This window comes from uncultured Chloroflexus sp. (assembly GCF_938091255.1).
In the GTDB taxonomy this organism is placed as follows: domain Bacteria; phylum Chloroflexota; class Chloroflexia; order Chloroflexales; family Chloroflexaceae; genus Chloroflexus.
Map to the genome: position 1 here is coordinate 1 of NZ_CALLJH010000062.1, position 19,837 is coordinate 19,837.

The 19,837-nt window shown below is 59.3% G+C and carries 16 protein-coding genes; 5 read left to right on the plus strand and 11 right to left on the minus strand.

Features of this window, described 5'->3' with window-relative positions; genetic code table 11:
- The 3 genes from Q1A00_RS17220 to Q1A00_RS17230 all read left to right on the plus strand — a co-directional run.
- Positions 1-306: alpha/beta hydrolase (locus Q1A00_RS17220; RefSeq protein WP_299758030.1), on the plus strand; the 306-nt coding region annotated here is incomplete at its 5' end.
- Positions 307-324: 18 nt separating this feature from the next.
- Positions 325-1,140, plus strand: coding sequence for a TIM barrel protein (locus Q1A00_RS17225; RefSeq protein WP_299758032.1), 816 nt, complete (start codon positions 325-327; stop codon positions 1,138-1,140).
- A gap of 79 nt (positions 1,141-1,219) precedes the next feature.
- Positions 1,220-2,749, plus strand: a complete 1,530-nt coding sequence (locus Q1A00_RS17230) for a potassium/proton antiporter (RefSeq protein ID WP_299758035.1) — start codon at positions 1,220-1,222, stop codon at positions 2,747-2,749.
- 36 nt (positions 2,750-2,785) lie between these two features.
- Here the strand turns inward: Q1A00_RS17230 and phoU are convergent, their stop codons facing one another.
- Positions 2,786-3,436, minus strand: a complete 651-nt coding sequence (gene phoU, locus Q1A00_RS17235; RefSeq protein ID WP_298405747.1) for a phosphate signaling complex protein PhoU — start codon at positions 3,434-3,436, stop codon at positions 2,786-2,788.
- 189 nt (positions 3,437-3,625) lie between these two features.
- Here phoU and eno point away from each other — a divergent pair, with 189 nt between their 5' ends.
- The gene (gene eno, locus Q1A00_RS17240) at positions 3,626-4,906 is read left to right on the plus strand and encodes a phosphopyruvate hydratase (protein WP_298405746.1); all 1,281 of its coding nucleotides are present in this window, start codon (positions 3,626-3,628) and stop codon (positions 4,904-4,906) included.
- A 91-nt stretch (positions 4,907-4,997) separates the two neighbouring features.
- On the opposite strand, the gene Q1A00_RS17245 is transcribed toward eno, so the two are convergent.
- The 10 genes from Q1A00_RS17245 to Q1A00_RS17290 all read right to left on the minus strand — a co-directional run bounded on the left by Q1A00_RS17245 (position 4,998) and on the right by Q1A00_RS17290 (position 18,414).
- On the minus strand, positions 4,998-6,284 hold the full coding sequence (locus Q1A00_RS17245; protein WP_298405745.1) for a citrate synthase: 1,287 nt from the start codon (positions 6,282-6,284) through the stop codon (positions 4,998-5,000).
- A gap of 186 nt (positions 6,285-6,470) precedes the next feature.
- Positions 6,471-9,440, minus strand: a complete 2,970-nt coding sequence (locus tag Q1A00_RS17250; RefSeq protein ID WP_299758087.1) for a hypothetical protein — start codon at positions 9,438-9,440, stop codon at positions 6,471-6,473.
- Between the two features lie 57 nt (positions 9,441-9,497).
- A complete protein-coding gene (locus Q1A00_RS17255) occupies positions 9,498-10,682 on the minus strand; it encodes an MFS transporter (protein WP_298405743.1) in 1,185 nt (394 codons plus the stop codon).
- A gap of 15 nt (positions 10,683-10,697) precedes the next feature.
- On the minus strand, positions 10,698-11,648 hold the full coding sequence (locus tag Q1A00_RS17260; RefSeq protein WP_298405742.1) for a formimidoylglutamase: 951 nt from the start codon (positions 11,646-11,648) through the stop codon (positions 10,698-10,700).
- Positions 11,645-11,890 (minus strand): hypothetical protein, encoded by a 246-nt coding sequence (locus Q1A00_RS17265; RefSeq protein WP_012259644.1) that lies wholly within the window; start codon positions 11,888-11,890, stop codon positions 11,645-11,647. The genes Q1A00_RS17260 and Q1A00_RS17265 overlap by 4 nt, the downstream gene beginning before the upstream one ends.
- 23 nt (positions 11,891-11,913) lie before the next feature.
- Positions 11,914-12,435 (minus strand): FHA domain-containing protein, encoded by a 522-nt coding sequence (locus Q1A00_RS17270; protein ID WP_298405739.1) that lies wholly within the window; start codon positions 12,433-12,435, stop codon positions 11,914-11,916.
- An 18-nt stretch (positions 12,436-12,453) separates the two neighbouring features.
- Entirely contained in the window at positions 12,454-13,710 is a 1,257-nt protein-coding gene (locus Q1A00_RS17275) for a VWA domain-containing protein (RefSeq protein WP_298405737.1), read from the minus strand.
- On the minus strand, positions 13,707-14,663 hold the full coding sequence (locus tag Q1A00_RS17280) for a PP2C family serine/threonine-protein phosphatase (RefSeq protein WP_298405735.1): 957 nt from the start codon (positions 14,661-14,663) through the stop codon (positions 13,707-13,709). The genes Q1A00_RS17275 and Q1A00_RS17280 overlap by 4 nt, the downstream gene beginning before the upstream one ends.
- A gap of 27 nt (positions 14,664-14,690) precedes the next feature.
- On the minus strand, positions 14,691-16,757 hold the full coding sequence (locus tag Q1A00_RS17285) for a PQQ-binding-like beta-propeller repeat protein (protein WP_299758093.1): 2,067 nt from the start codon (positions 16,755-16,757) through the stop codon (positions 14,691-14,693).
- Positions 16,758-16,926: 169 nt separating this feature from the next.
- A complete protein-coding gene (locus Q1A00_RS17290) occupies positions 16,927-18,414 on the minus strand; it encodes an FGGY family carbohydrate kinase (RefSeq protein WP_298405731.1) in 1,488 nt (495 codons plus the stop codon).
- 190 nt (positions 18,415-18,604) lie between these two features.
- On the opposite strand from Q1A00_RS17290, the gene tgt reads away from it, so the two are divergent.
- Positions 18,605-19,816 carry a tRNA guanosine(34) transglycosylase Tgt gene (tgt, locus tag Q1A00_RS17295; RefSeq protein ID WP_298405730.1) on the plus strand — a complete coding sequence of 404 codons (1,212 nt, stop codon included), beginning with the start codon at positions 18,605-18,607 and terminating at the stop codon, positions 19,814-19,816.
- The last annotated feature ends 21 nt before the right edge of the window (positions 19,817-19,837 follow it).

Consider the following 19,837-nt stretch of genomic DNA (forward strand, 5'->3'; position numbering starts at 1 on the left):
CTTGAAAGCCCATTCTACAGCATTGAAACGCTCGCGCGCCGGATGTTTCCGTGGGTGCCGAGTGTTCTGCTTAAATATCCGCTCCGCACGCATAGTTGGATCGACCGGGTGCGCTGTCCAGCGGTGATTATCCACGGCACCGCTGACACCGTTATCCCTTTCAGTGACGGTGAGCAACTGGCGGCTCACATCACTGCCCCCCTCGCGTTTTATCGCGTTACCGGCGGCGGGCATAACAACCTCGCCACGTTTGATCTCTACCACCATGCGCTTGACGCAGCGCTAGGCACGCGCCGGCAGCCATAGTTAGGATAAGGAGAGAGCATGCTCCGTTTTGCACTCAATATTTCACTTACCCTGAATGAACTGGCTTGGTCAGAACGATTAGAGACGGCTGCCCGCTTAGGGTTTGGCGCCATCGAATGCTGGTGGCCGGATGGGGTCGATCTGGCGACGTTGGCGCGCCACATTCGCGATACCGGTTTGCAGACAGCGCTGGTCAACTTTCCCGCCGGCAATCTCGCGCAGGGCGAGCGCGGCTGGCTCAACCACCCTGAACGCCAGTATGAATGGCGGGCGATGGTGCCGCAAGCACTCGCCTTTGCCCACCAGATTGGGTGCCCGCGGATGAATGCGCTGGTGGGCAAGTTGTTGCCCAATGAGTCACGTGAGAGCCAGTTGGCGCGCGTGCGTGATAATTTGGCATGGGTGTGCGAGCAAGCTGCAGCCGCCGGAATTGAGGTGGTGGTCGAGTCGCTCAATGCATGGGAGAATACCGGTTATCTGTTAACCACAACCGCCGAGACGCTAGCCCTGCTCGATAGCGTGGGCGCGCCGAAGTTGCGTTACCAATATGATGTCTATCACATGCAGTTGATGGAGGGCAATATCACCCGCACCATTCGCCAGCACGTCAACCGGATTGGTCACATACAGGTTGCCGATGCGCCCGATCGCCACCAACCCGGCACCGGCGAATTGCACTTCCCCTTCATCTTCCGCACGATCGCCGAGAGTGGTTATACCGGCTACATCGGGTTAGAGTTCGTGCCGCGCGGTGAGATAGAGGCATGCTTCGCTTGGCTGCCGGCCAACCGGCGTGAACCGATTGATCCGGCAAGGCTGCAATGGGCGGAATAGGGGAGGTTTCAACGGCTAGCTGTGCTCGCAACCGCTATACATGTTATGCTACTTATGCATTGTATAGTGGAGCACAGCCATGGCAACCGAACCATTATTACTTATTGCTGGCTTATTACTGGCTATTAGCGTCGCCGCTACTCGCGCCTCGAACCGGTTTGGCGTGCCGGCGTTGATCCTGTTTATGGCGGTCGGTATGCTGGCCGGTTCTGATGGGCTGGGTAGGATTGTCTTCAATGACGCTGCTCTAGCTCAACTGATCGGCGTGATCGCCCTAATCTATATTCTCTTTTCTGGTGGGCTAGATACTGACTGGACGAATATTCGTCCGGTGCTGCTCGAAGGTCTCGTACTTGCGAACGTTGGAGTACTAGTCAGTACAATCATTGCCGCTGTCGGTGCGTGGCTGATCCTTGGTTTTGATTGGCCGCTCGCGCTCTTGCTTGGGGCAATCATCTCCTCAACAGACGCAGCAGCAGTGTTTAGCGTGATGCGCACACGCGGTATTCATCTCAAGCACCAGCTCGAACCGCTGATTGAACTCGAATCGGGTAGTAACGATCCGATCGCGGTCTTTCTCACTATTGGGATTACCCAATTACTTATCAACCCACAGGCTTCGATCTTCGATCTCGTGCCGGCATTTATTTTCCAAATGCTGCTGGGCGTAGCCGGCGGCTACGCTTTTGGCCGCTTGATGATCTGGGTCATCAACCGTATCCGGCTGCAACAAGAGGGGCTGTACGTTGTCTTAACAATGGCGCTAACGCTGCTCACGTATGGCTTTACCGCCCTCATTGGCGGCAACGGCTTTTTAGCGGTCTATCTAGCCGGCATCATGCTCGGCAATGCCAACATTGTGCATAAGCGCTCGATCCTGCGCTTTCACGACGGGATTGCGTGGCTTAGCCAGATCGCAATGTTTCTGGTGCTTGGGCTACTCATCTTCCCCTCGCAATTACCGGCAGTAGCCGGGCAAGGGTTGGCAATGGCACTGTGGCTCGTCTTCGTCGCCCGCCCACTGTCAGTGATCATCTCGCTCGGTTGGACACGCCGCTCGCTCGCGCAACTGCTCATGATTTCGTGGGCCGGCTTGCGCGGTGCAGTCCCAATTGTGCTAGCTACCTTTCCCCTGCTAGCCGGCATTCCCGATGCACCACTCCTGTTTAACCTTGTCTTCTTCATCGTGCTAGTATCAGTGTTAGTCCAAGGCGTCTCGATAAGCTGGGTTGCCCGATGGCTCGGCGTGATGAGCGATCGACCGGAAAGCACCGATAGCCATCTCTTTGTGCCTGAAGTCAGTGGTGCCAGCCAAATTCTTGAAGCGCATATTCCGCCTGATTCGACGCTAGTGGGTAAATCGCTGATCGACGCTGATCTGCCACGCGGGTTGCTGATCGTTCAAATTCAACGCGAAGGCGGCTATATTATCCCTAACGGCAGCACCGTCTTCGCACCGGGCGACCGGCTCGTCTTGCTGGTTGCGCCAGCAGCGTTACCGGCGATTACCGACCTCTGTGCGAGTTGCAGTCTCAAGCCGATTGGGCCGATCCAGATCGGCGCGCAGGGGCAAGTGCAGGCGCGGGAAACAAACGTCAGTGCGGATTGAGGGCACAGCAGCGCTGTGCCCGTACCGCAGAGGCGATTAATCGTTCAATTCAACCTGATCGCCGCTGGTGGTGAAGATGATCTTTTCGGCCATGTTGAGCGCTCGGTCAGAGACCCGCTCGAAGTTGTGAGCAATGAAGAGCAGATCAGCGGTTTCGGGAGGGGTGAGTTTGGCAACCAACGCGCGCTTCAACTGCTTATACTCATGGTCGATCTCATCTTCGTGGGCGATAATGTCTTTGATCACATCGGTGCCGCCGTTCTCGAGCGCCGCCAATATGCGATCAAGGTTCGCCCGTGCCGTCTTGCCTAACGTCACCAGCTCGTTAGGCGCGACCAATGGCCCCCGATTAGGATCAGGGCTACCGGCTACCATCTTGGCAGTGCTTTTGGCATAATCGGCGATCCGCTCCAACTCGTAACTCATTGCCATTGCCGCCACAATCCGCCGCAGATCGCGCGCCACCGGCTGCTGGGTCGCGATCAGGTTAATGGCCTGCTGCTCGATTGCCCCTTTGGCTACGTTGAGTGCTGCATCGCCTGCCACCACCGCCTTGGCTAATTCAACATCGCCGCGCTCTAGCGCCGCAATGGCCTGCTCAAGCGCCGCACTCACGGCGCGCCCCATTTCCACCACCTGCTTGCGCAGGGCATCCAATTCCTGATCAAAGTGTTCACGCGGTCGCATGAAGGCTACTCCTTCCTCATGTACTGCTCCCGTATTTCTAGCATACACGCTTTACCGCAATTCCGCTAGTAGGGACAATGAATGCGAAACCGCCACCGCATGAAGACGTGCATCCGTGCTATACTGAGCGCGGCTAGCAGCAGCTTGCTGCTAGGCTCATGGTTTCGGGCTTTGTTACCCGGAGGAACTATGTCAACGCTTATCGAAGCGATCATTGCTCGCGAGGTGCTTGACTCGCGCGGCAACCCGACGATCGAGGTCGATGTTCGGTTGGAAAGTGGCGATGTAGGGCGGGCGATTGTGCCGAGCGGCGCATCAACTGGCGCGCACGAGGCGCTTGAGCTGCGCGATGGCGATACGTCGCGCTACAACGGCAAGGGTGTGCTCAAGGCGGTACAAGCGGTGAATGAAGATATTGCTGAGGCACTGATCGGCTTTGACGCCGCCGATCAGATTGCGCTCGATCACGAGCTGATCGCGCTCGACGGTACGCCCAACAAGAGCAAGCTGGGTGCGAACGCGATTTTGGGTGTGTCACTGGCGGCTGCTAAAGCTGCCGCTGCCGCATTCGGCATGCCGCTCTACCGCTACCTTGGCGGTGTCTATGCTCATGTGTTGCCGGTGCCGATGATGAACATTATGAACGGTGGCCAGCATGCGACCAATAGCACCGACTTTCAGGAGTTTATGATTATGCCGGTCGGTGCCGAGAGCTTCCGCGAGGGCCTGCGCTGGGGCGCCGAGGTTTACCACGCGCTCAAGAAGGTCATTCACGATCGCGGTTTTAGCACGACGGTGGGTGATGAGGGCGGCTTTGCGCCGAGCTTGCCGACCAACGATGCCCCGCTGCAATTGATTATGGAAGCGATCGAGAAGGCTGGCTATCGGCCCGGCGAGCAGATTTTCATTGCACTTGATCCGGCTACGACGGAAATTTACGAAGACGGCAAGTATCATCTCAAGCGCGAGGGTCGTGCGCTGACCAGCGCCGAGATGGTTGATTATTGGGTTGATCTGGTCAACCGCTACCCGATCATCTCGCTCGAAGACGGCTTGGCCGAAGATGACTGGGAAGGCTGGACACTTCTCCGCGCCAAGTTGGGCGATAAAATCCAACTTGTCGGCGATGACTTTCTGGTCACGAACGTGCAACGGTTGCAGCGAGCGATTGATGCTCACGCCGCCAACTCGATCTTGATTAAGCTAAACCAAATTGGTTCACTGACCGAGACGCTGAGCGCGATCCAGTTGGCGCAACGCAGTGGTTGGACGGCTGTAGTATCACACCGTTCGGGTGAGAGCGAGGATGTAACGATTGCCGATCTCGTGGTAGCGACAAATGCCGGCCAGATCAAGACCGGCGCGCCGGCCCGCACTGACCGCATCGCGAAGTACAACCAGTTGCTGCGGATCGAGGAGGAATTGGGCAGCGCGGCGAAATACGCCGGACGGAGCGCGTTTAAGGTATAGGAAGGGGCAGCGCGGCGCTTTGCCCCCAATATGAACAAGCGTTGCTTTACCCGACACAAGGGGCGGAGCGTTGCTCCGCCCCTACGATTTATTACCGCTGATCGACGGGGACGTAATCACGCCGCTGCGGGCCGATGTACACTTGCCGCGGGCGGGTGATCTTCTGCTCGGGGTCTTCAAGCATCTCAAGCCACTGCGCCAACCAACCCGACGCGCGCGGAATCGCGAACAGGAAGGGGAAGTACTCGATTGGGAAGCGCAACGCCTGATAGATCAAGCCGCTGTAGAAGTCCACATTCGGGTAGAGCTTGCGCGAGATGAAGTACTCGTCTTCCAACGCCGTCCGCTCTAGCTCCATCGCCACATCGAGCAGCGGGTTGGACGCCGTGGCCGCAAAGACTTCGTGCGCGATCTTGCGGATGATCTTAGCGCGCGGATCGTAATTCTTGTACACGCGGTGACCGAAGCCCATCAGGCGCATTTCACCCTTCTTCACCCGCTCGATGAATCCCGGCACATTCTTAGGATGGCCAATCTGCTGCAACATCCGCAGCACTGCCTCGTTGGCGCCGCCGTGGAGCGGGCCATAGAGCGCCGCCGCCGCCGCCGCCAGCGCATTGTAGGGATCAGCATGGCTTGACCCGACGCTGCGCATCACCGACGTCGAGCAGTTCTGTTCGTGATCGGCGTGCAGAATGAAGAGCACGTCCAGCGCTTTGGCCAGCACTGGGTTGACCTCGTAATCGCGCTGGTTCATGTAATCCATCATATAGAGCAGGTTGGCGGTATAGCTGAGCGAGCTGTCGGGCAGGTTGAAGGGCCGGCCAATCCGGTGGCGGTAAGCGAAGGCGGCAATGGTCGGAATCTGGCCGATAATGCGCCAAATCTGCTTCTCGCGCACCGCCGGATCGTGAATATTCTTTGCTTCGGGATAAAGGGTTGACATCGCCGCGACCGAGCTGATCAGGATGCCCATCGGGTGTGCGTCGTAGCGGAAGGCTTGGATCAGCTCGACGAGGCTGTTGTGTAGGAAGAGGTGCCGACTAATGCGGTACTCCCACCATGCGAGCCGCTCTTTGGAAGGCAATTCACCGTAGAGCAGCAGATATGCTACCTCAAGGTACGAGCTTTGCTCGGCGAGTTGCTCGATCGGGTAGCCGCGATACTCCAAAATCCCTTTATCACCGTCAATGTAGGTAATGCTACTCTTGCACGAAGCGGTATTGAGGTAGGCCGGATCATACGATACTAAACCGAAATCGTCATCATCAACTTTGATCTGCCGCAGGGCAGTGGCGCGAATGGTACCATGCTCAATCGGGATTTCATACGTCTTACCGGTGCGATTGTCGGTAACGGTGAGGGTGTTTTTGCTCATAGCCGTGCTCTTTCGTAATACAACTGCATCGCCATTGATACGTCTGGCCGTCCACGCTGATGCCGGCGGCTCGGTAGCGACGGCACGCATGTTATATGGCGTTGTGGTTTAATGCTATTGTACCAAAAGTTGTAACAGATTGCACAGGCTTGCCGAAAAGTGACTGCAACCGGTCTAATCGGGTTGTTAGGCGTCATCCGGCACAATGACTTCAACAGGAATGCGCCACACCGGTTCGCTGGCGTCGCGCAATGTCACCAACTCGAGCGAAGGCCAGCGGTAACTGCCCACCACCAGCCAGTAGCGACCCGGTGGCAGATTGGCGGGCATGGCTAGCCGGCGATCATCAATGATCACTTCACCAGCTTGCCACAAGCTGGTCGGGCGCCCGCCAGCCGCCGGCGGACCATCGGCATCAGCGATTCGCTCATCGCGGTCGTTACGTAGCTGGAGCATCATGCTACGTTCATCGAGATTGCTACGCAACGCCTGCCACCAGAGCGTGATGGCCACTGTATCGCCGGCAGTGACTCGTTCGGCGAGCAGATCGTAGCCGCGCAATAGTATATCTTCGCCAAATTGGGCCGCGAGCGGTTGCAGCGGACGATCGATACGGGCTGCCATGAGCGGGTATTGGGCCACCCAATCGAGCGTGATACCGCCGACGCGATCGATCGTGAAGGCGAAGAGGTCAACCGGCGTGAGCAGCGCCCGTTGGTCGGTGCCGACCCATAAGCGGGCAGTGTACGATCCGGGCAAAACTGCACCTTGCTGTACCCCCAACGGCAATAGCTCACCGGCAGCGCTGTAGGCGGCCGACGCACCGGTTGCAAGATCAATCGCCACCGTTGCCGGTTGGGTTGTCACTGCTGGCCCAAAGCGTAAGCCGTAGCGACCAAAGAGCGTTCCTTGTCGCCGATCCCATAGTTCGAGCGCCGCCACCAACGGCCCGCTGTCAGGATTGAGCATTGTAATCGTAGTGGCGACACGTAACCCATCGGCCACACTTGCCGCGCTGAGCGCGACACTGTGGGTAATCTCGCCGGCGCTGGCAGGCGGTATCGCCAGCAGACTCACCGCCCGCAACTGGATAGGGGTAGCGCCGGCTTGGATGGCGAGGGTGTGCGGCGTGGTCAGCGGCCCAATCGTGATTGCGCCAAGACCTGCCGGTACCGCGTAACGCTGGCCATCAATGAACAGCTCAGCCGGGGTGAGGGTGACGGTTTGGAGCTGAATCCAGCGCGTTGCCTGCTCTTGATTGGAGAATGGGGTGGCGAGAGACAGCCGATTGGCAGATAGCGAAATGGTGACGGATTGCCCCCCATCCACCATCTGCACTAACCGCACATGGGAAAGCAACCCTTCTGGTCGCTGGTAGAGCCGGTACGATCCGCCGCTCCATATCGGCGGATCGGCGTAGCCCCATAGGGTCGGGTCTTCGTCGCGTTGTAAGAGAGCATAATCGGCGACGGCATCGGGTTCGCCCGCACTCGATGAGGCGTAGCCGGTGCGCACATCACCCCAGACAACAGCGTGATCGAGCAGATAGGCCGCTAGACCACTGGTGACACCTTGCACGCGCGGGTCGCTAGTCAGCCAGACGGTGCTGCCGGCAGGCACCAAGCGACGCAATTCGCCCAGCGCAGGCAATTCGTTGGCAAACAGGCCGGGTTGTGACCAATGATCGGCCACTACTCGCCCGCCGGTGAAGGCTACGGCGCCGCCGATGATCACGGTTGTGCCGCCGGCAACCAACCGGCGCAGCCATTGCGGGCGCGTGGGCAGACGTTCGAGCGTCGCCTGCAAACCGCTAGCCGCCAACGCGCCGGCCAACCAACCCACATACGCCGCCGCCTTGAGGTAGCCATAGTGGTATTCCGCCCCAAAGCGCAAGTAGAGCAGAAACCCGCCTGCGCCGGCCAGCAGGCCAAACCAGCGACCGCGCTGTGGCCCGGCTAGCAAGCCATAGCCGGCGAAACCCGCTAACGTGATTGCTGCCAACCAAGTGAACAGAGAAAGGGGTTCGGGCGCTTCGCGCAGGCGGAAGAGAGTCAACCCCACAATATCACTCAGCGGTACGAAGCGAAACAAGCCGAGCGTGGTCAGCGGCAGGCTGTAGCGAAATTTAAACCCGGCGAAATAGTCAGGAATGGTCGGAGCGGCCAAGACTAGGGTCATGAGGACAAGAATCAGTGCCCGCCGGATCAACGGCCAACGTAGGGGCGTTTGCCAGAGCGTGACGATCCCACTGCCGGCGGCCATCAACCCGATTGGGCCAAGGGCCGGGTAATAGGCAACTGGAATGGCGGCCAAACCGATGGCGGCGGCGATTAAGGTATGAAACTGCTGACCGGAAGCCGGCTGCACCACGGCCAGACCGAGGGTAAGCGCCAGCGGAATGAGCGGCCACGCCGCCAGTTGCATGCCAAAATTGAAAAAGCTTGTCCAGAGCAACAGGCCGTTGAGCGCAGCCAGCAGCGCGCCGAAGGCTGCCGGACCGCGCCGCAGTTCAAACAGCGCCTGCAAGAGCACATAGATGCCAATCACACCAAGCGCGCGCAGCCATGCCAGCAGCGGGGCAAAACTCAACAGCGGTTCGCCGCCGCTAAGGAGATCAACGCACCCTTGCCAGACACTGAAACCGAGCGTCAAGCCAATGCGGGGAGGGTCAGCATTAATATCGCGCAGGGGGTTGGCGGGTGCGGTTGCAATCGCGCTCACCGGGCCGTGAGTGAGATAACGCGCGGTCGGCCAGTAGTTTTCGACATCCCAGCCACCGCCGATGGGAGCGGCATAACCGTAGTTAACGAGTGGGGCGACGCCGATAGCGACACCGACCAGCGCTGCTAGCAGCGCCGGCCAATGCATGCGCAGCGCTGCGGCGAGGTTGGGAGGGCCGGTGCGCCGCCACGCCAGCCCATTAAGCAGGCCGCCGAGCAGGAGCAGTAACCCTAACGCCGGTCTTAATCCGCCCACCAACCGCACCACCCAATAACCAGCGAGGATGGTGAGGGTATAGCCTAGCAAAGGCGCCAACAATGGCCGCCACGGTTGCAAAGTGGCCGGCAGCAACAACCGCGCTAAGCCCCAGCCATTCCAGAGGGCAAGGGCGCTGGCGACGAACAGGGTCAACCCAACGTGCATAATCTCATTCATAGTGCGATAGGTAGGGCCGCCCGGCTAGGTGCCCTATCACCGTTGTCAACCGATCGATTACCGTTGCAGCGCCGCCCCCGGCTGGCGCACCATCAACCACAAAACCACGACCGCCGCCAGATTCAAACTGACCGCCACCCCGATCAACAGCGGCAGTGAGACATCGTACAACACGCCAAGTACGGCGCTGCCAGCAAACCAGCTCAGACCAAAGCCGGCGTTAAACAGACCATAGGCCGCACCACGGCGCTCAGCCGGCGCTAACTGGGCCACTGCCGCGCGCAGGATCGATTCCTGCGCACCAAGCGCAATCCCCCAGATCATCACGCCGAGCACTGCCGCAATCAGGCTAGCACTAAAGAGCAGCGGTGCGCTCAACGTCGCCAGCGCCGTCACGCCAATCAACGTCTGCAAACCGATCCGATCGTAGAGAATGCCAAAGCCTAACGCCGCTACCGCGTCAACCACCATCGCCAGCGCATAGAGCGCCGGGATCGCGGCAGCGGGCAAGAGCTGGGTGCGCTGGAAATGGAAAGCGGCGAGCGCAAAATCAACGCTGGCAGCGGCAAACAAGCTCACACTGACAATGTAGAGCCAAAAGCGACGGTTAAAGCCAGTTGTAGTAAGCGACGGTATCTTGCCAGCCAAATCAGCCGGCTGCGGAAACATTGCTCTCGCCGCCAACAAGACGGCCAGACAGAGCAAGCCGGGCACGATCAGAATCCCAAATGCGAACTGAAAGCTGCCGCCAGCGGCCAGCACCGCCGCCAACGCAAGCGGCGCCGCCACTGCCCCCACCTGATCGAGCGCCTCGTGCAAGCCAAACCCCTTGCCGGAACCAACCCGATCGGCGGCATACGAGATCAGCGTATCTTTGGCCGGGCTGCGCAACGCCTTGCTAAGCCGCTCGACCATCAACAAGCCAACCGCCAGCGGCCACGCATTGGCCAGCGCCAGCATCGGCACTGCGATGATGGTCAGCGTATAACCAAGGATGGTCATTAGCCAATAGCGCCGAGTGCGATCGCTGAGATAGCCAAACACCAAGCGCAAACCATAACCGATCAACTCGCCAACGCCGGCGGTAATCCCCACCACAGCACCACTCGCGCCAAGCAAAGCCAAATACTGCCCGCTCAAACTCCGCCCGCCTTCATAGACCATATCGGCCAGCAGGCTCACTACCCCCATCAGCACAATAAATTGCACCGCGCGCCGGTGCGTAACAGTCAGGGTTTGCATAGCTAATCCTTTACATCAAGCACGTCTGCGCTCAGCAAACGCTGCCAGCGCATACCATAGTGCGACTGCTGCCAGCCGGGCTGTGCGGTCATCAATATCGTACTGCGGATTCAGTTCGCTAAACTCGATCAGGCGCGTGCGCGGATCAGCACCGGCCACCATCGCCAGCGCCACCAGCTCATCGCCGCTCATGCCAAGCGGGTTAGGCGCGCTCACGCCGGGCGCTTCGGCAGATTGTACCACATCTAGATCGAAGCCCCAGCCTATACTGGCCGCATCGCTGGCAGCTAACAATGCCCGCACCGTCGCTGCAACACCAGCGCGACGCGCTTCGCTCAACTCGACGATCGTTGCGCCGCGTTCACGCAAATAGGCGGTATACACTGGCGAATTGGCATGGAGTTGTGCGCCAATCACCCAATACCGGTGCGGGTCAATCAAGCCAGATTCGATCAATTGGCGATAAGGAGTGCCGCTATTGGCCGGTTGATCGGCACGCACATCATAGTGAGCATCAATATTGATCGCTAGAGCAGGCACTGGCGCAGCGACAGCCAACGCTGCCATATCGGGGAGACTGATGTCATTACCGCCGCCGAGACTCATCAACAATTTGCCGTCAGCGATAATCTGGGCAGCCACGTCACGGTGAAGAGCATGAATCGCCTCAAGCTCGCCCTCAACCGGCACATCACCGAGATCGCAGATGGGCAGATCGACCATCCCGGCCACACCGAGGCGGTAGAAGCAACGCCGGATTGCAGTTGGCCCTTGGGCAGCGCCAGCCCGGCCCCGATTGCGTTGCACGCCAAGGTCTTGCGGGCAACCGAGGATCACCACCGCAGCAGAATCATAACCGGCGACGCCGGGGATCACCACCTCACCCAGCCGCCGGTCGTTGGGGTCATCACGGCGATAAAACAGCTCACTTGCGGGCACAATGAGCTGTTGGAAGAGCGGATTCACTGGCGGAAGAAATCGATCACTTGGCTGCGTTCTTCTTCGCTCGGCATCAACTCAATGAACGTGATCCGATGCCACGGAAAGATCACTGCTTGCACACCCGCAGCCAGATAAGGCACCGGCTTGCCATCACGCTTGCGCATATTGGTGACTTTGATAAAGAGATCGCCGGGCTGTGGTTCCTGATCTATATCGGCCAGCAGCGGATCCTCGCCAGTGAGATGCAGAATGACGGTTTTTGGCATAGCAAAGCCTCCGCGAACACAACTTACGAACTCACTTCAAAACGCACCAGCAACATCCCAAACTGCACCTCATCACCGTGCTGCAACGGCATTGGCTGGCCGGGAGGCAGGCGCTGGCGGTTGAGAAACGTCCCATTTGAGCTACCGAGATCTTCGAGGGCGTAATGATTGTGTGAACACACGATCCGGGCATGGCGGCGCGAGACACCGGCATCATACCCGCCATCGAGACTGAAATCAACATCGGGGAAAAAGCCGCGCTGCTGGTCTTTGCGCCCGATCAGCAATTCCGGCGCCGCTGGCAACTCAATCCGCCGGCCCGAACTCAGTACGACCAAGGCAATGGCCGGCCCAGTCGCCGGGTTCGCCGGCGCGGGCAGAACGGTTGGCTCATCTTCAATCTGGGGTGCTGCTTCAGCAGCCGCTCGATTAAGCGAAGCGGTGGTTTGGCGTTGCGGTTTGGTACTGATCAGGCTGGCACCGCAGACGGTGCAGAAAATCGTGCCATCGAGTTGTTGGGCTTGACAGTAGCTACAAATAATCATGTGGTCGTTTGCTCCGGCCTATGATTGCTCTTCGCGCCCAATAAGGCCACGAGTGCCATACTTGATCCGTTTACGCCCTTCAGCGCTCGCCTGCCCGGAACGGAGCAAGCGGGTCGCCTCTTCCTGCACGGTGCGGGCCAATTCAACTTGCCCCGCTTCAAAGAGGCGCGTGCCGGCCATTTGCAAGCGCCGGGTTGCCTCTTCTAGTTTGCCTTCTTCGGCGGCTTGCCATGCACTGGCCTGCAACCGGTAAGCCACCAACCGTTCCAACCAGTGCTTGACTGTAGGGTCAACATCATCACCAACCTCATCAGGATCGCGAAACGCGACCGGCAGCGCCTGCTCGTGGCTCTGGGTCGCGCTATCGCTGCCCGGTGTGCGGTAACGCAGATTGAGGCGCAGCAAGGTATGGCGGCCAACTGGCCACGGTGGCACGACCATTTCCAGCAACAACGCTTGGGTGTCGCTCTCAGGCCAATCGCCGAGCGCCGCCGTCCAGACAAAATCAGCCTCTTCAATCACCGGCAGCGGCCCGATAAACGGGCGCACCCGATCGAGCGAGCGCACCAACGCCTGCGGTGGCAAGGCCAGCCGCACATGCACATCTTGCGCAAACAGATTCTGCATGCGCTCAACTTCAGCGGTGAAGATTTTCGTAATTTCGCTAGCAGAAGTGATGTAGTGGGTACGACTATTCTCGCGGGCGGCGATCGTCTCAAGCAGGTCTTCATTCCATTCGCTGCCGATGCCCAGTGCCGTAATTCCGATCCCGCGCGCCTGCGCGCGGCGGGCAATCTCGACACAGCGACCTTCATCGCCATAAGTACGGCCATCGGTCAGCAACAACAACCGATGGACCGCGCGCGGCATCATGGCCCGTTGCAATTCTTGCACCCCCAGCGCCAACCCGGTTGCCATCTCGGTACCGCCGGTAGCCTCAATCGCGCTGATGTGGCGCTTCATTTCCTGCCGCGCCCGCGCAAGTTGAGCGGGAATCACTACCTCGGCGCGATCGTTAAATGTTACCAGCGCAAAGCTTTCGTTATCGCCAAGCAGGTCGAGGATCTGCATCGCCGCCTGCTTGACCTGCTGCAACCGTTCGCCACGCATCGAGGAGCTACGATCAATCACCAAACAGAGGTTGAGCGGCAAGCGCGGCATCTTGGTCGCACCACCTTGCGCCGACAATTCGATCAGCGCATAGAGCAACTGCGACTCGGCGATCGCCGGCAATACACTACGGCTTGGCGTGATGCGCACGTCAACCTTGCTCATCGCTGGCCCTCATCGAGCGGCAACGACACCACGACTGCTGAGATATTGTCATCGCCGCCGGCCAAGTTGGCCAGCGCGATCAACTCGCGGCAGACATCGTGCGGCCATGGACTATGCTGCAACGCCTGTTCAATCGCCTTTTCTTCAACCATGCTCCACAGGCCATCACTACATAAAACGATATGAGAGCAATTATTGAGCTGGTGATAGACGAAATCGACCGCTACCTGCGGCTGCTGCCCCACAGTCCGATAGAGCTGGTTACGCAACGGATGCTCACGCGCCTCGTCAGGATCGAGCTGACCAAGCGCAATCAACCGTCCCACCGTTGAATGGTCGGTCGTGAGTTGGCGCAACCCGCCCGGTTCGCAGACGTAGCACCGCGAATCACCGACGTGCGCAACGTAGAGACCGTGACCAATCACCAACGCCGCTGTGCAAGTCGTCCCCATATCGGAACCGAGCGCCTGAGATTCGCGCCAAATCGCGGCATTCGCCTCTTGTACCGACTCGATCATCAGCGGTTGCAACGCCTCGAGCAAGCCATCTTCGATCACCGGTAAGACGAGGCGTTCCAACACATTGGTCAACACCGTTTGCACCGCCAACCGGCTCGCCACTTCGCCGCCCTGATGGCCGCCCATGCCATCAGCTACGACAAACAAACCCACCGGTACATCAGCGCCTTCACGCGGCAGGGTCATAATCATTGCTAACACGCAATCTTGATTCGTTTCCCGCACCCGGCCAATATCGCGTAGCGCGGCAGCGGCAAAGCCTTGCGCCGAGCGATGCAGTGTCAACGCCGGTTGGGAATCTTGCCCAATCTGGCGAGTGCCATCTTCTTCGGGCGGGGTCAGCCCCATCTGTACCAACCGTTCTGACGGTAAGACCACCGGAAACGACGGTTGCGTGGGGGAGTCATCGTGAGCTGGCACAGTTTCGTCCGGCATAGCGACACCATTCCCTTACCCTGCAAATCACGCTTTGAGCGCATAGAGATGATGATCCATTGAGCCAATATAGACCACGCCATTGACAATCATCGGTGATGAGACGATTGGGCCATCGGTGAGGTATTTCCAGATCAATTGGCCGCTGCCGGCATCGAGACAGTAGACTGCCTGATCAACAGCACCAAAATAGAGCCGGCCACCTTCGGCTCGCGGTGACGAGGTAATCTGGCTGCCAACCTCATACTTCCAGACCAAACGCCCGTTCTTGGTGTCGAGCGCGTACATATTGCCATCGACACCGCCGACAAACACCCGCGTGCCAACCACGAACGGCGAGGAGTTGATGTAATGGCCGGTGCGGAAGCGCCATGCCGGCCAGCCGCCTTCGGCATCGAGCGCATAGAGGTTTTGGTCGAGCGAACCGACAAAGACCAACCCATCACTGTAAGCCGGCGACGAACGCACCGGCTGTTGGGTGCGCTGCTTCCACTTGACGGCGCCAGTGCGCACATCGAGGCAATAGACATTGCCATCATCACCGCCGATAAAGATTGAAGAACCATTGATACACGCCGACGAGCGGATCGGATTCCACGTGCGGTACTTCCAGATCAACGTGCCTCGGAGACCATCGATCGCATACACATGTTGATCATCTGAACCGACAAAGATCACGCGGTCTTCAACGCGCGGCGACGAACGGATCGGCTTATCGGTGCGGAATGTCCAGCGCGGGTTGCCGCGCCGCATATCGAGCGCATAGAGCGAACCATCTTCCGAACCGATATAGACCATATCTTGCCAAACGACCGGCGACGAGCTGATGCCGCCTTGAGTGGCATACTTCCAACGAAACTCGCCGCGAGCGGCATCAACCGCATAGATATTGGTATCGTAGCAGCCGACAAAGACCAAACCGCCGCTAACGAACGGTGATGATCGCACCTCGTCTTCGCACTTAAACCGCCAGACCAGCTCAGTTGTTTGCCCGCTTTTCCCTTTCCCGACTGCCGGAACAGCAACTACCGGCTTCCCCCCAACCGTCTCGGCCAAGGATGGCACGGTGAGCAACGCCTGCCGGAACTCTTCGGCGCTCTGCCAGCGGGCCGCCATGTCATATTCGAGCGCACGCATCACCACGGCTTCCATTTCTGGCGAAACCGCGGGGTTAATCTGGCGGATGGGACGTTCTTGGAAGGTGAAAGGCGTTTCGAGGCGCGGATCAGTATTTGTGAGCAGATGGTGCAACGTCGCGCCGAGCGCATAAATATCGCCGACCGGCTCGGCCACGCCACGGTACTGTTCGGGCGGCGAGTAGCCTTCGGTGCCGATCATTGTGCCCTTGCGATCAATGCGGTTGAGGTTGCGAGCAATACCAAAGTCGATGAGCACAATCCGATCATCGTCGACCACCATCACGTTTGATGGCTTCATATCACGAAAGACGATTGGTTCCGGCTTATGATTGTGCAAGTATGAAAGCACCTCGCAGATCTGCAATGCCCACCGCGCAACCCGTGCTTCGTCAAGCGGCTTGCCGTTTTCTTCCAACACCGTCTCAAGGTCTTTGCCGGGGATAAATTCGAGGACGAGGTAGACTTTGCCGTGCTCTTCAAAGAAGTCGTAGACTTTAGGAATAGCAGGGTGTTGCAGGGTAGCCAACAAACCAGCTTCGCGCTGAAAATTCTTGAGATTGAGCAAACGTGTTTGTGAGTCGGGCGCGCTCTGCGCCATTTCTTTAATCGCACAATAGCGGACAACATCTTTGAACCGCAAGTCGCGCCCACGGTAAACGATGCTCATACCACCAATACCGATTGGCCCCTCGACATAGTAACGCCCTTGGAGAACGGTACCGGCGTTGAGCATGACCGGCGTTACCGGCGCTGGCTGACCAGCGGGCCGCGCCGCCATCTGGCGCGTGCCATCGTCTGCTTCGCTAATAGGCCGCGCCGCCATCTGGCGCGTGCCATCGTCAGGCGCAGATGACGGCGTAGATGGGCTGATCTGGCGCGTGCCATCATCAGCAGCGCCGCCTTCGGGAGGTTGTGCGTTGACAGATTTGGTACCAACCCGCTTGATCAAACCCATGAGTCACCTCGTCCATTAGGTATGCCAGCAATAGTGAGACATATTGGCAAATCTGTCCCTCTATTATAGAAGGTGTTGTTCGCTTCGGCAACCGTATCAAGGCACAATACAGAGCGGCGCACGGCTGTGCGGCGGCAACGGAGACGCACGGCCGTGCGTCTGGACAGAACTAGCGCGGCGGTTGCCACCCTTGCACGCGGGCAATCGCCATCCGCCACCGTTCGGCACGGGCCTCCCGTTCGGCGGCGGTTGTGCGCGGCCTAAACCGCGTAGCCGTATCATCAACTAGCGCCGGTAAGGTCTGCAGCGACCACACACCGGCCCCGATCCCAGCTAGCAGAGCCACACCGCGGGCCGTGGTTTCGGTATCGCGGGCGCGCACGAGCGTCACCCCGCTCAGATCGGCTTGAATTTGGCAAGCCAGATCGCTGGCCGCCAAGCCGCCGCCTACCCGCAATTCGGCAATCGTTAACCTAGCCTCGGCCTGCATCGTCGCTAGAATATCGGCCAATTGAAAGCCGATCGACTCGTAGAAGGCGCGGGCGATATGGCCTACTTTCACGCCCAACGCCAAGCCAAAGAGCGCGCCGCGCGCACTGCGATCTTCGCTCGGCACGCCTAACCCATTAAGCGCGGGCACAAAAACCACACCGCCACTGTCGGGCACCGTCGCCGCTTGCCGGTCAAGATCGGCGACGCGCCGCACCAAACCAAGCTCACGTAGCCAATTGGCCGCCGCGCCGGTGGTCGTCATATCAGCTTCGAGGGCATAGGTTGGCGCACCGCCAATTTCCCACGCCAAATAGGTCTTGCAGATGCCTTGCGGCGGCGCATGCGGGCCAACCACTGCGTTCACAAACGAGGCGGTGCCGTGGGTCGCCGCCGCTTGGCCGGGAGAACGGCAATCGTAGCCAAACAGGGCCGATTGCTGGTCGGTGATCATTGCCAACACCGGCACGGCTGTACCATCGATGTGCAACTCGCCGAACTGGTGAACCGTCGGGCGAGGGATAGGTAGTGCCGCACGCGGAATCTGTAGCGCTGCGATCCACTCATCCCACAGAGCGCGCCGGCGTGGATCATAGACGGTCATCGCCTGCAACAGCGAGTGGTCGAGCGCGTGCTCTGCCGGGCAGCCGAGCGCCTGTACGATCCACCCAGCGGCCAACGACACCCGCAACACACCTTGCTCGGCGGCACGGCGAAACGCGGTATCGTGCTGCATGCGCCATGCTAGGTGCATCGCGCTGGCATACGGGCCGGGAAACTGGCCCAACCGTTCGCGCCGCTGCGGCCCCAACGGCGTATCAGCCAACGCCGCCACCAATGGCGCAGTGCGTAAATCTTGCCACGTGATTGCATTGCCAATTGGGCGACCGGTGCGGGCATGCCACGCAAAGACGGTATCACGCTGCGAGGTGATCCCGCAGGCGATCAGATCATTGCCACGCACGCCAGCGCGGGCAAGCGCCTCATTGATCGCCTCGGCTACGCTGCGCGCAATCGCGCGCGGTCGCTGCTCGACCCAACCCGGCTGCGGATAGACCCGGCCTACTGCACGGTAGCCATACCCTCGCACTTGGCCTTCATCATCGTAGATTACGGCGCGGCTGCCGCTGCCGCCTTGATCAATAGCAAGAATGTAACGTTTGGTCACGCACTGCCCCGTCATATATTAGGCGAATGAGGGGCATTATAACACGTTGCAGCACGCGATCAGGGGCTGCGCAGATGTCTATGCAATCGATTATAATACCGCCATTGGGAGCCGCACGGCTGTGCGGCTCTACGGTTGTTCAAAGATTAGATGGGCAGCCGCACGGCTGTGCGGTGCTACGATAGGAATTATGGCTCACTTTATTATTACTGCGCGCGATCCGGACAGCCGCGCCCGCGCTGGCGTGTTGCAAACCGCTCACGGCGCGGTCGCGACGCCGGTCTTTATGCCGGTCGGCACGCGCGCCACGGTCAAATCACTCAGCCCGCACGAACTGCGCGACCACGGCGCGTCAATCATTCTCGGCAATACCTACCATCTCTATCTCCAGCCCGGCCACGAGCTGATCGCACGCCACGGCGGTCTGCACGGCTTTATGAGCTGGGACGGCCCCATCCTAACCGACAGCGGCGGGTTTCAGGTCTTTTCGTTGGTCTACGGCGGGATTGCCGACGAGGTCAAAGGCCGCCGGCCTGCCCACCCATCCCGCTTGAACGATATGGTGACAGTGACCGAAGAGGCGGTTATCTTCAAATCGTACCTTGACGGATCGCGCCACGTCTTTACGCCGGAACGGAGCATCGAGGTGCAACACCATCTAGGCGCTGACGTGATCGTCTGCTTCGATGAACTGCCGCCGTTCCGAGCCGGTTACGACTACACCGCGCAAAGCATGGCCCGCACGCACCGCTGGGCCGAACGCTGCCTCACAACGCACCAGCAGCGTAACCGTGCCGCGTTGCCCAACCCCGACCAATTGCTGTTTGGGATCGTCCATGGCGGCATCTTCCCTGATCTACGCCGCACGAGCGCCGAAGTCATCGGGAGTATGGGCTTCGATGGTCTTTGTATCGGGGGATCATTAGGCGCGAACAAAGAGCAGATGTACGAGGTCGTGGATATGACTGTGCCCTACCTGCCCGACAGTATGGCTCGCCACCTTTTGGGAGTCGGCGATGTCGATGATTTGTTGGAAGGAGTGGCGCGGGGCATCGATATGTTCGATTGCGTCAGCCCAACCCGGCTAGGGCGGCACGGCGCGGCGCTGGTGCGCAACCGCGAGCGGAATTGGCGGCTCAACGTGACTAATGCCTCATTACGCGATGATCCGGGGCCGTTGCAAGCCGGCTGCACCTGCTATACCTGCCGCCACTTCTCGCGCGCCTACATCCATCATCTCTACCGCTCGAAAGAGCTGCTCGGCATCAGGCTGGTCAGCCTGCATAACGTCGCTTTCCTGCTTAACCTGATGGCCGAAGTGCGCGCGGCGCTAGCAGCCGGCAGGTTTGGCGAATTGTATGCCGAATGGTTGGGGAAACCGTTGATCAGCGTGACGCGGTAATATCCCGCGATAGAAGGCGGA

What these genes read in the sequence shown, in the direction of transcription:
- Q1A00_RS17225 (WP_299758032.1), top strand. Translation starts at nt 325, where the DNA reads ATGCTCCGTTTTGCACTCAATATTTCACTTACCCTGAATGAACTGGCT.
- Q1A00_RS17230 (WP_299758035.1), top strand. Translation starts at nt 1,220, where the DNA reads ATGGCAACCGAACCATTATTACTTATTGCTGGCTTATTACTGGCTATT.
- phoU (WP_298405747.1), bottom strand. Translation starts at nt 3,436, where the DNA reads ATGCGACCGCGTGAACACTTTGATCAGGAATTGGATGCCCTGCGCAAG.
- eno (WP_298405746.1), top strand. Translation starts at nt 3,626, where the DNA reads ATGTCAACGCTTATCGAAGCGATCATTGCTCGCGAGGTGCTTGACTCG.
- Q1A00_RS17245 (WP_298405745.1), bottom strand. Translation starts at nt 6,284, where the DNA reads ATGAGCAAAAACACCCTCACCGTTACCGACAATCGCACCGGTAAGACG.
- Q1A00_RS17250 (WP_299758087.1), bottom strand. Translation starts at nt 9,440, where the DNA reads ATGAATGAGATTATGCACGTTGGGTTGACCCTGTTCGTCGCCAGCGCC.
- Q1A00_RS17255 (WP_298405743.1), bottom strand. Translation starts at nt 10,682, where the DNA reads ATGCAAACCCTGACTGTTACGCACCGGCGCGCGGTGCAATTTATTGTG.
- Q1A00_RS17265 (WP_012259644.1), bottom strand. Translation starts at nt 11,890, where the DNA reads ATGCCAAAAACCGTCATTCTGCATCTCACTGGCGAGGATCCGCTGCTG.
- Q1A00_RS17270 (WP_298405739.1), bottom strand. Translation starts at nt 12,435, where the DNA reads ATGATTATTTGTAGCTACTGTCAAGCCCAACAACTCGATGGCACGATT.
- Q1A00_RS17275 (WP_298405737.1), bottom strand. Translation starts at nt 13,710, where the DNA reads ATGAGCAAGGTTGACGTGCGCATCACGCCAAGCCGTAGTGTATTGCCG.
- Q1A00_RS17280 (WP_298405735.1), bottom strand. Translation starts at nt 14,663, where the DNA reads ATGCCGGACGAAACTGTGCCAGCTCACGATGACTCCCCCACGCAACCG.
- Q1A00_RS17285 (WP_299758093.1), bottom strand. Translation starts at nt 16,757, where the DNA reads ATGGGTTTGATCAAGCGGGTTGGTACCAAATCTGTCAACGCACAACCT.
- tgt (WP_298405730.1), top strand. Translation starts at nt 18,605, where the DNA reads ATGGCTCACTTTATTATTACTGCGCGCGATCCGGACAGCCGCGCCCGC.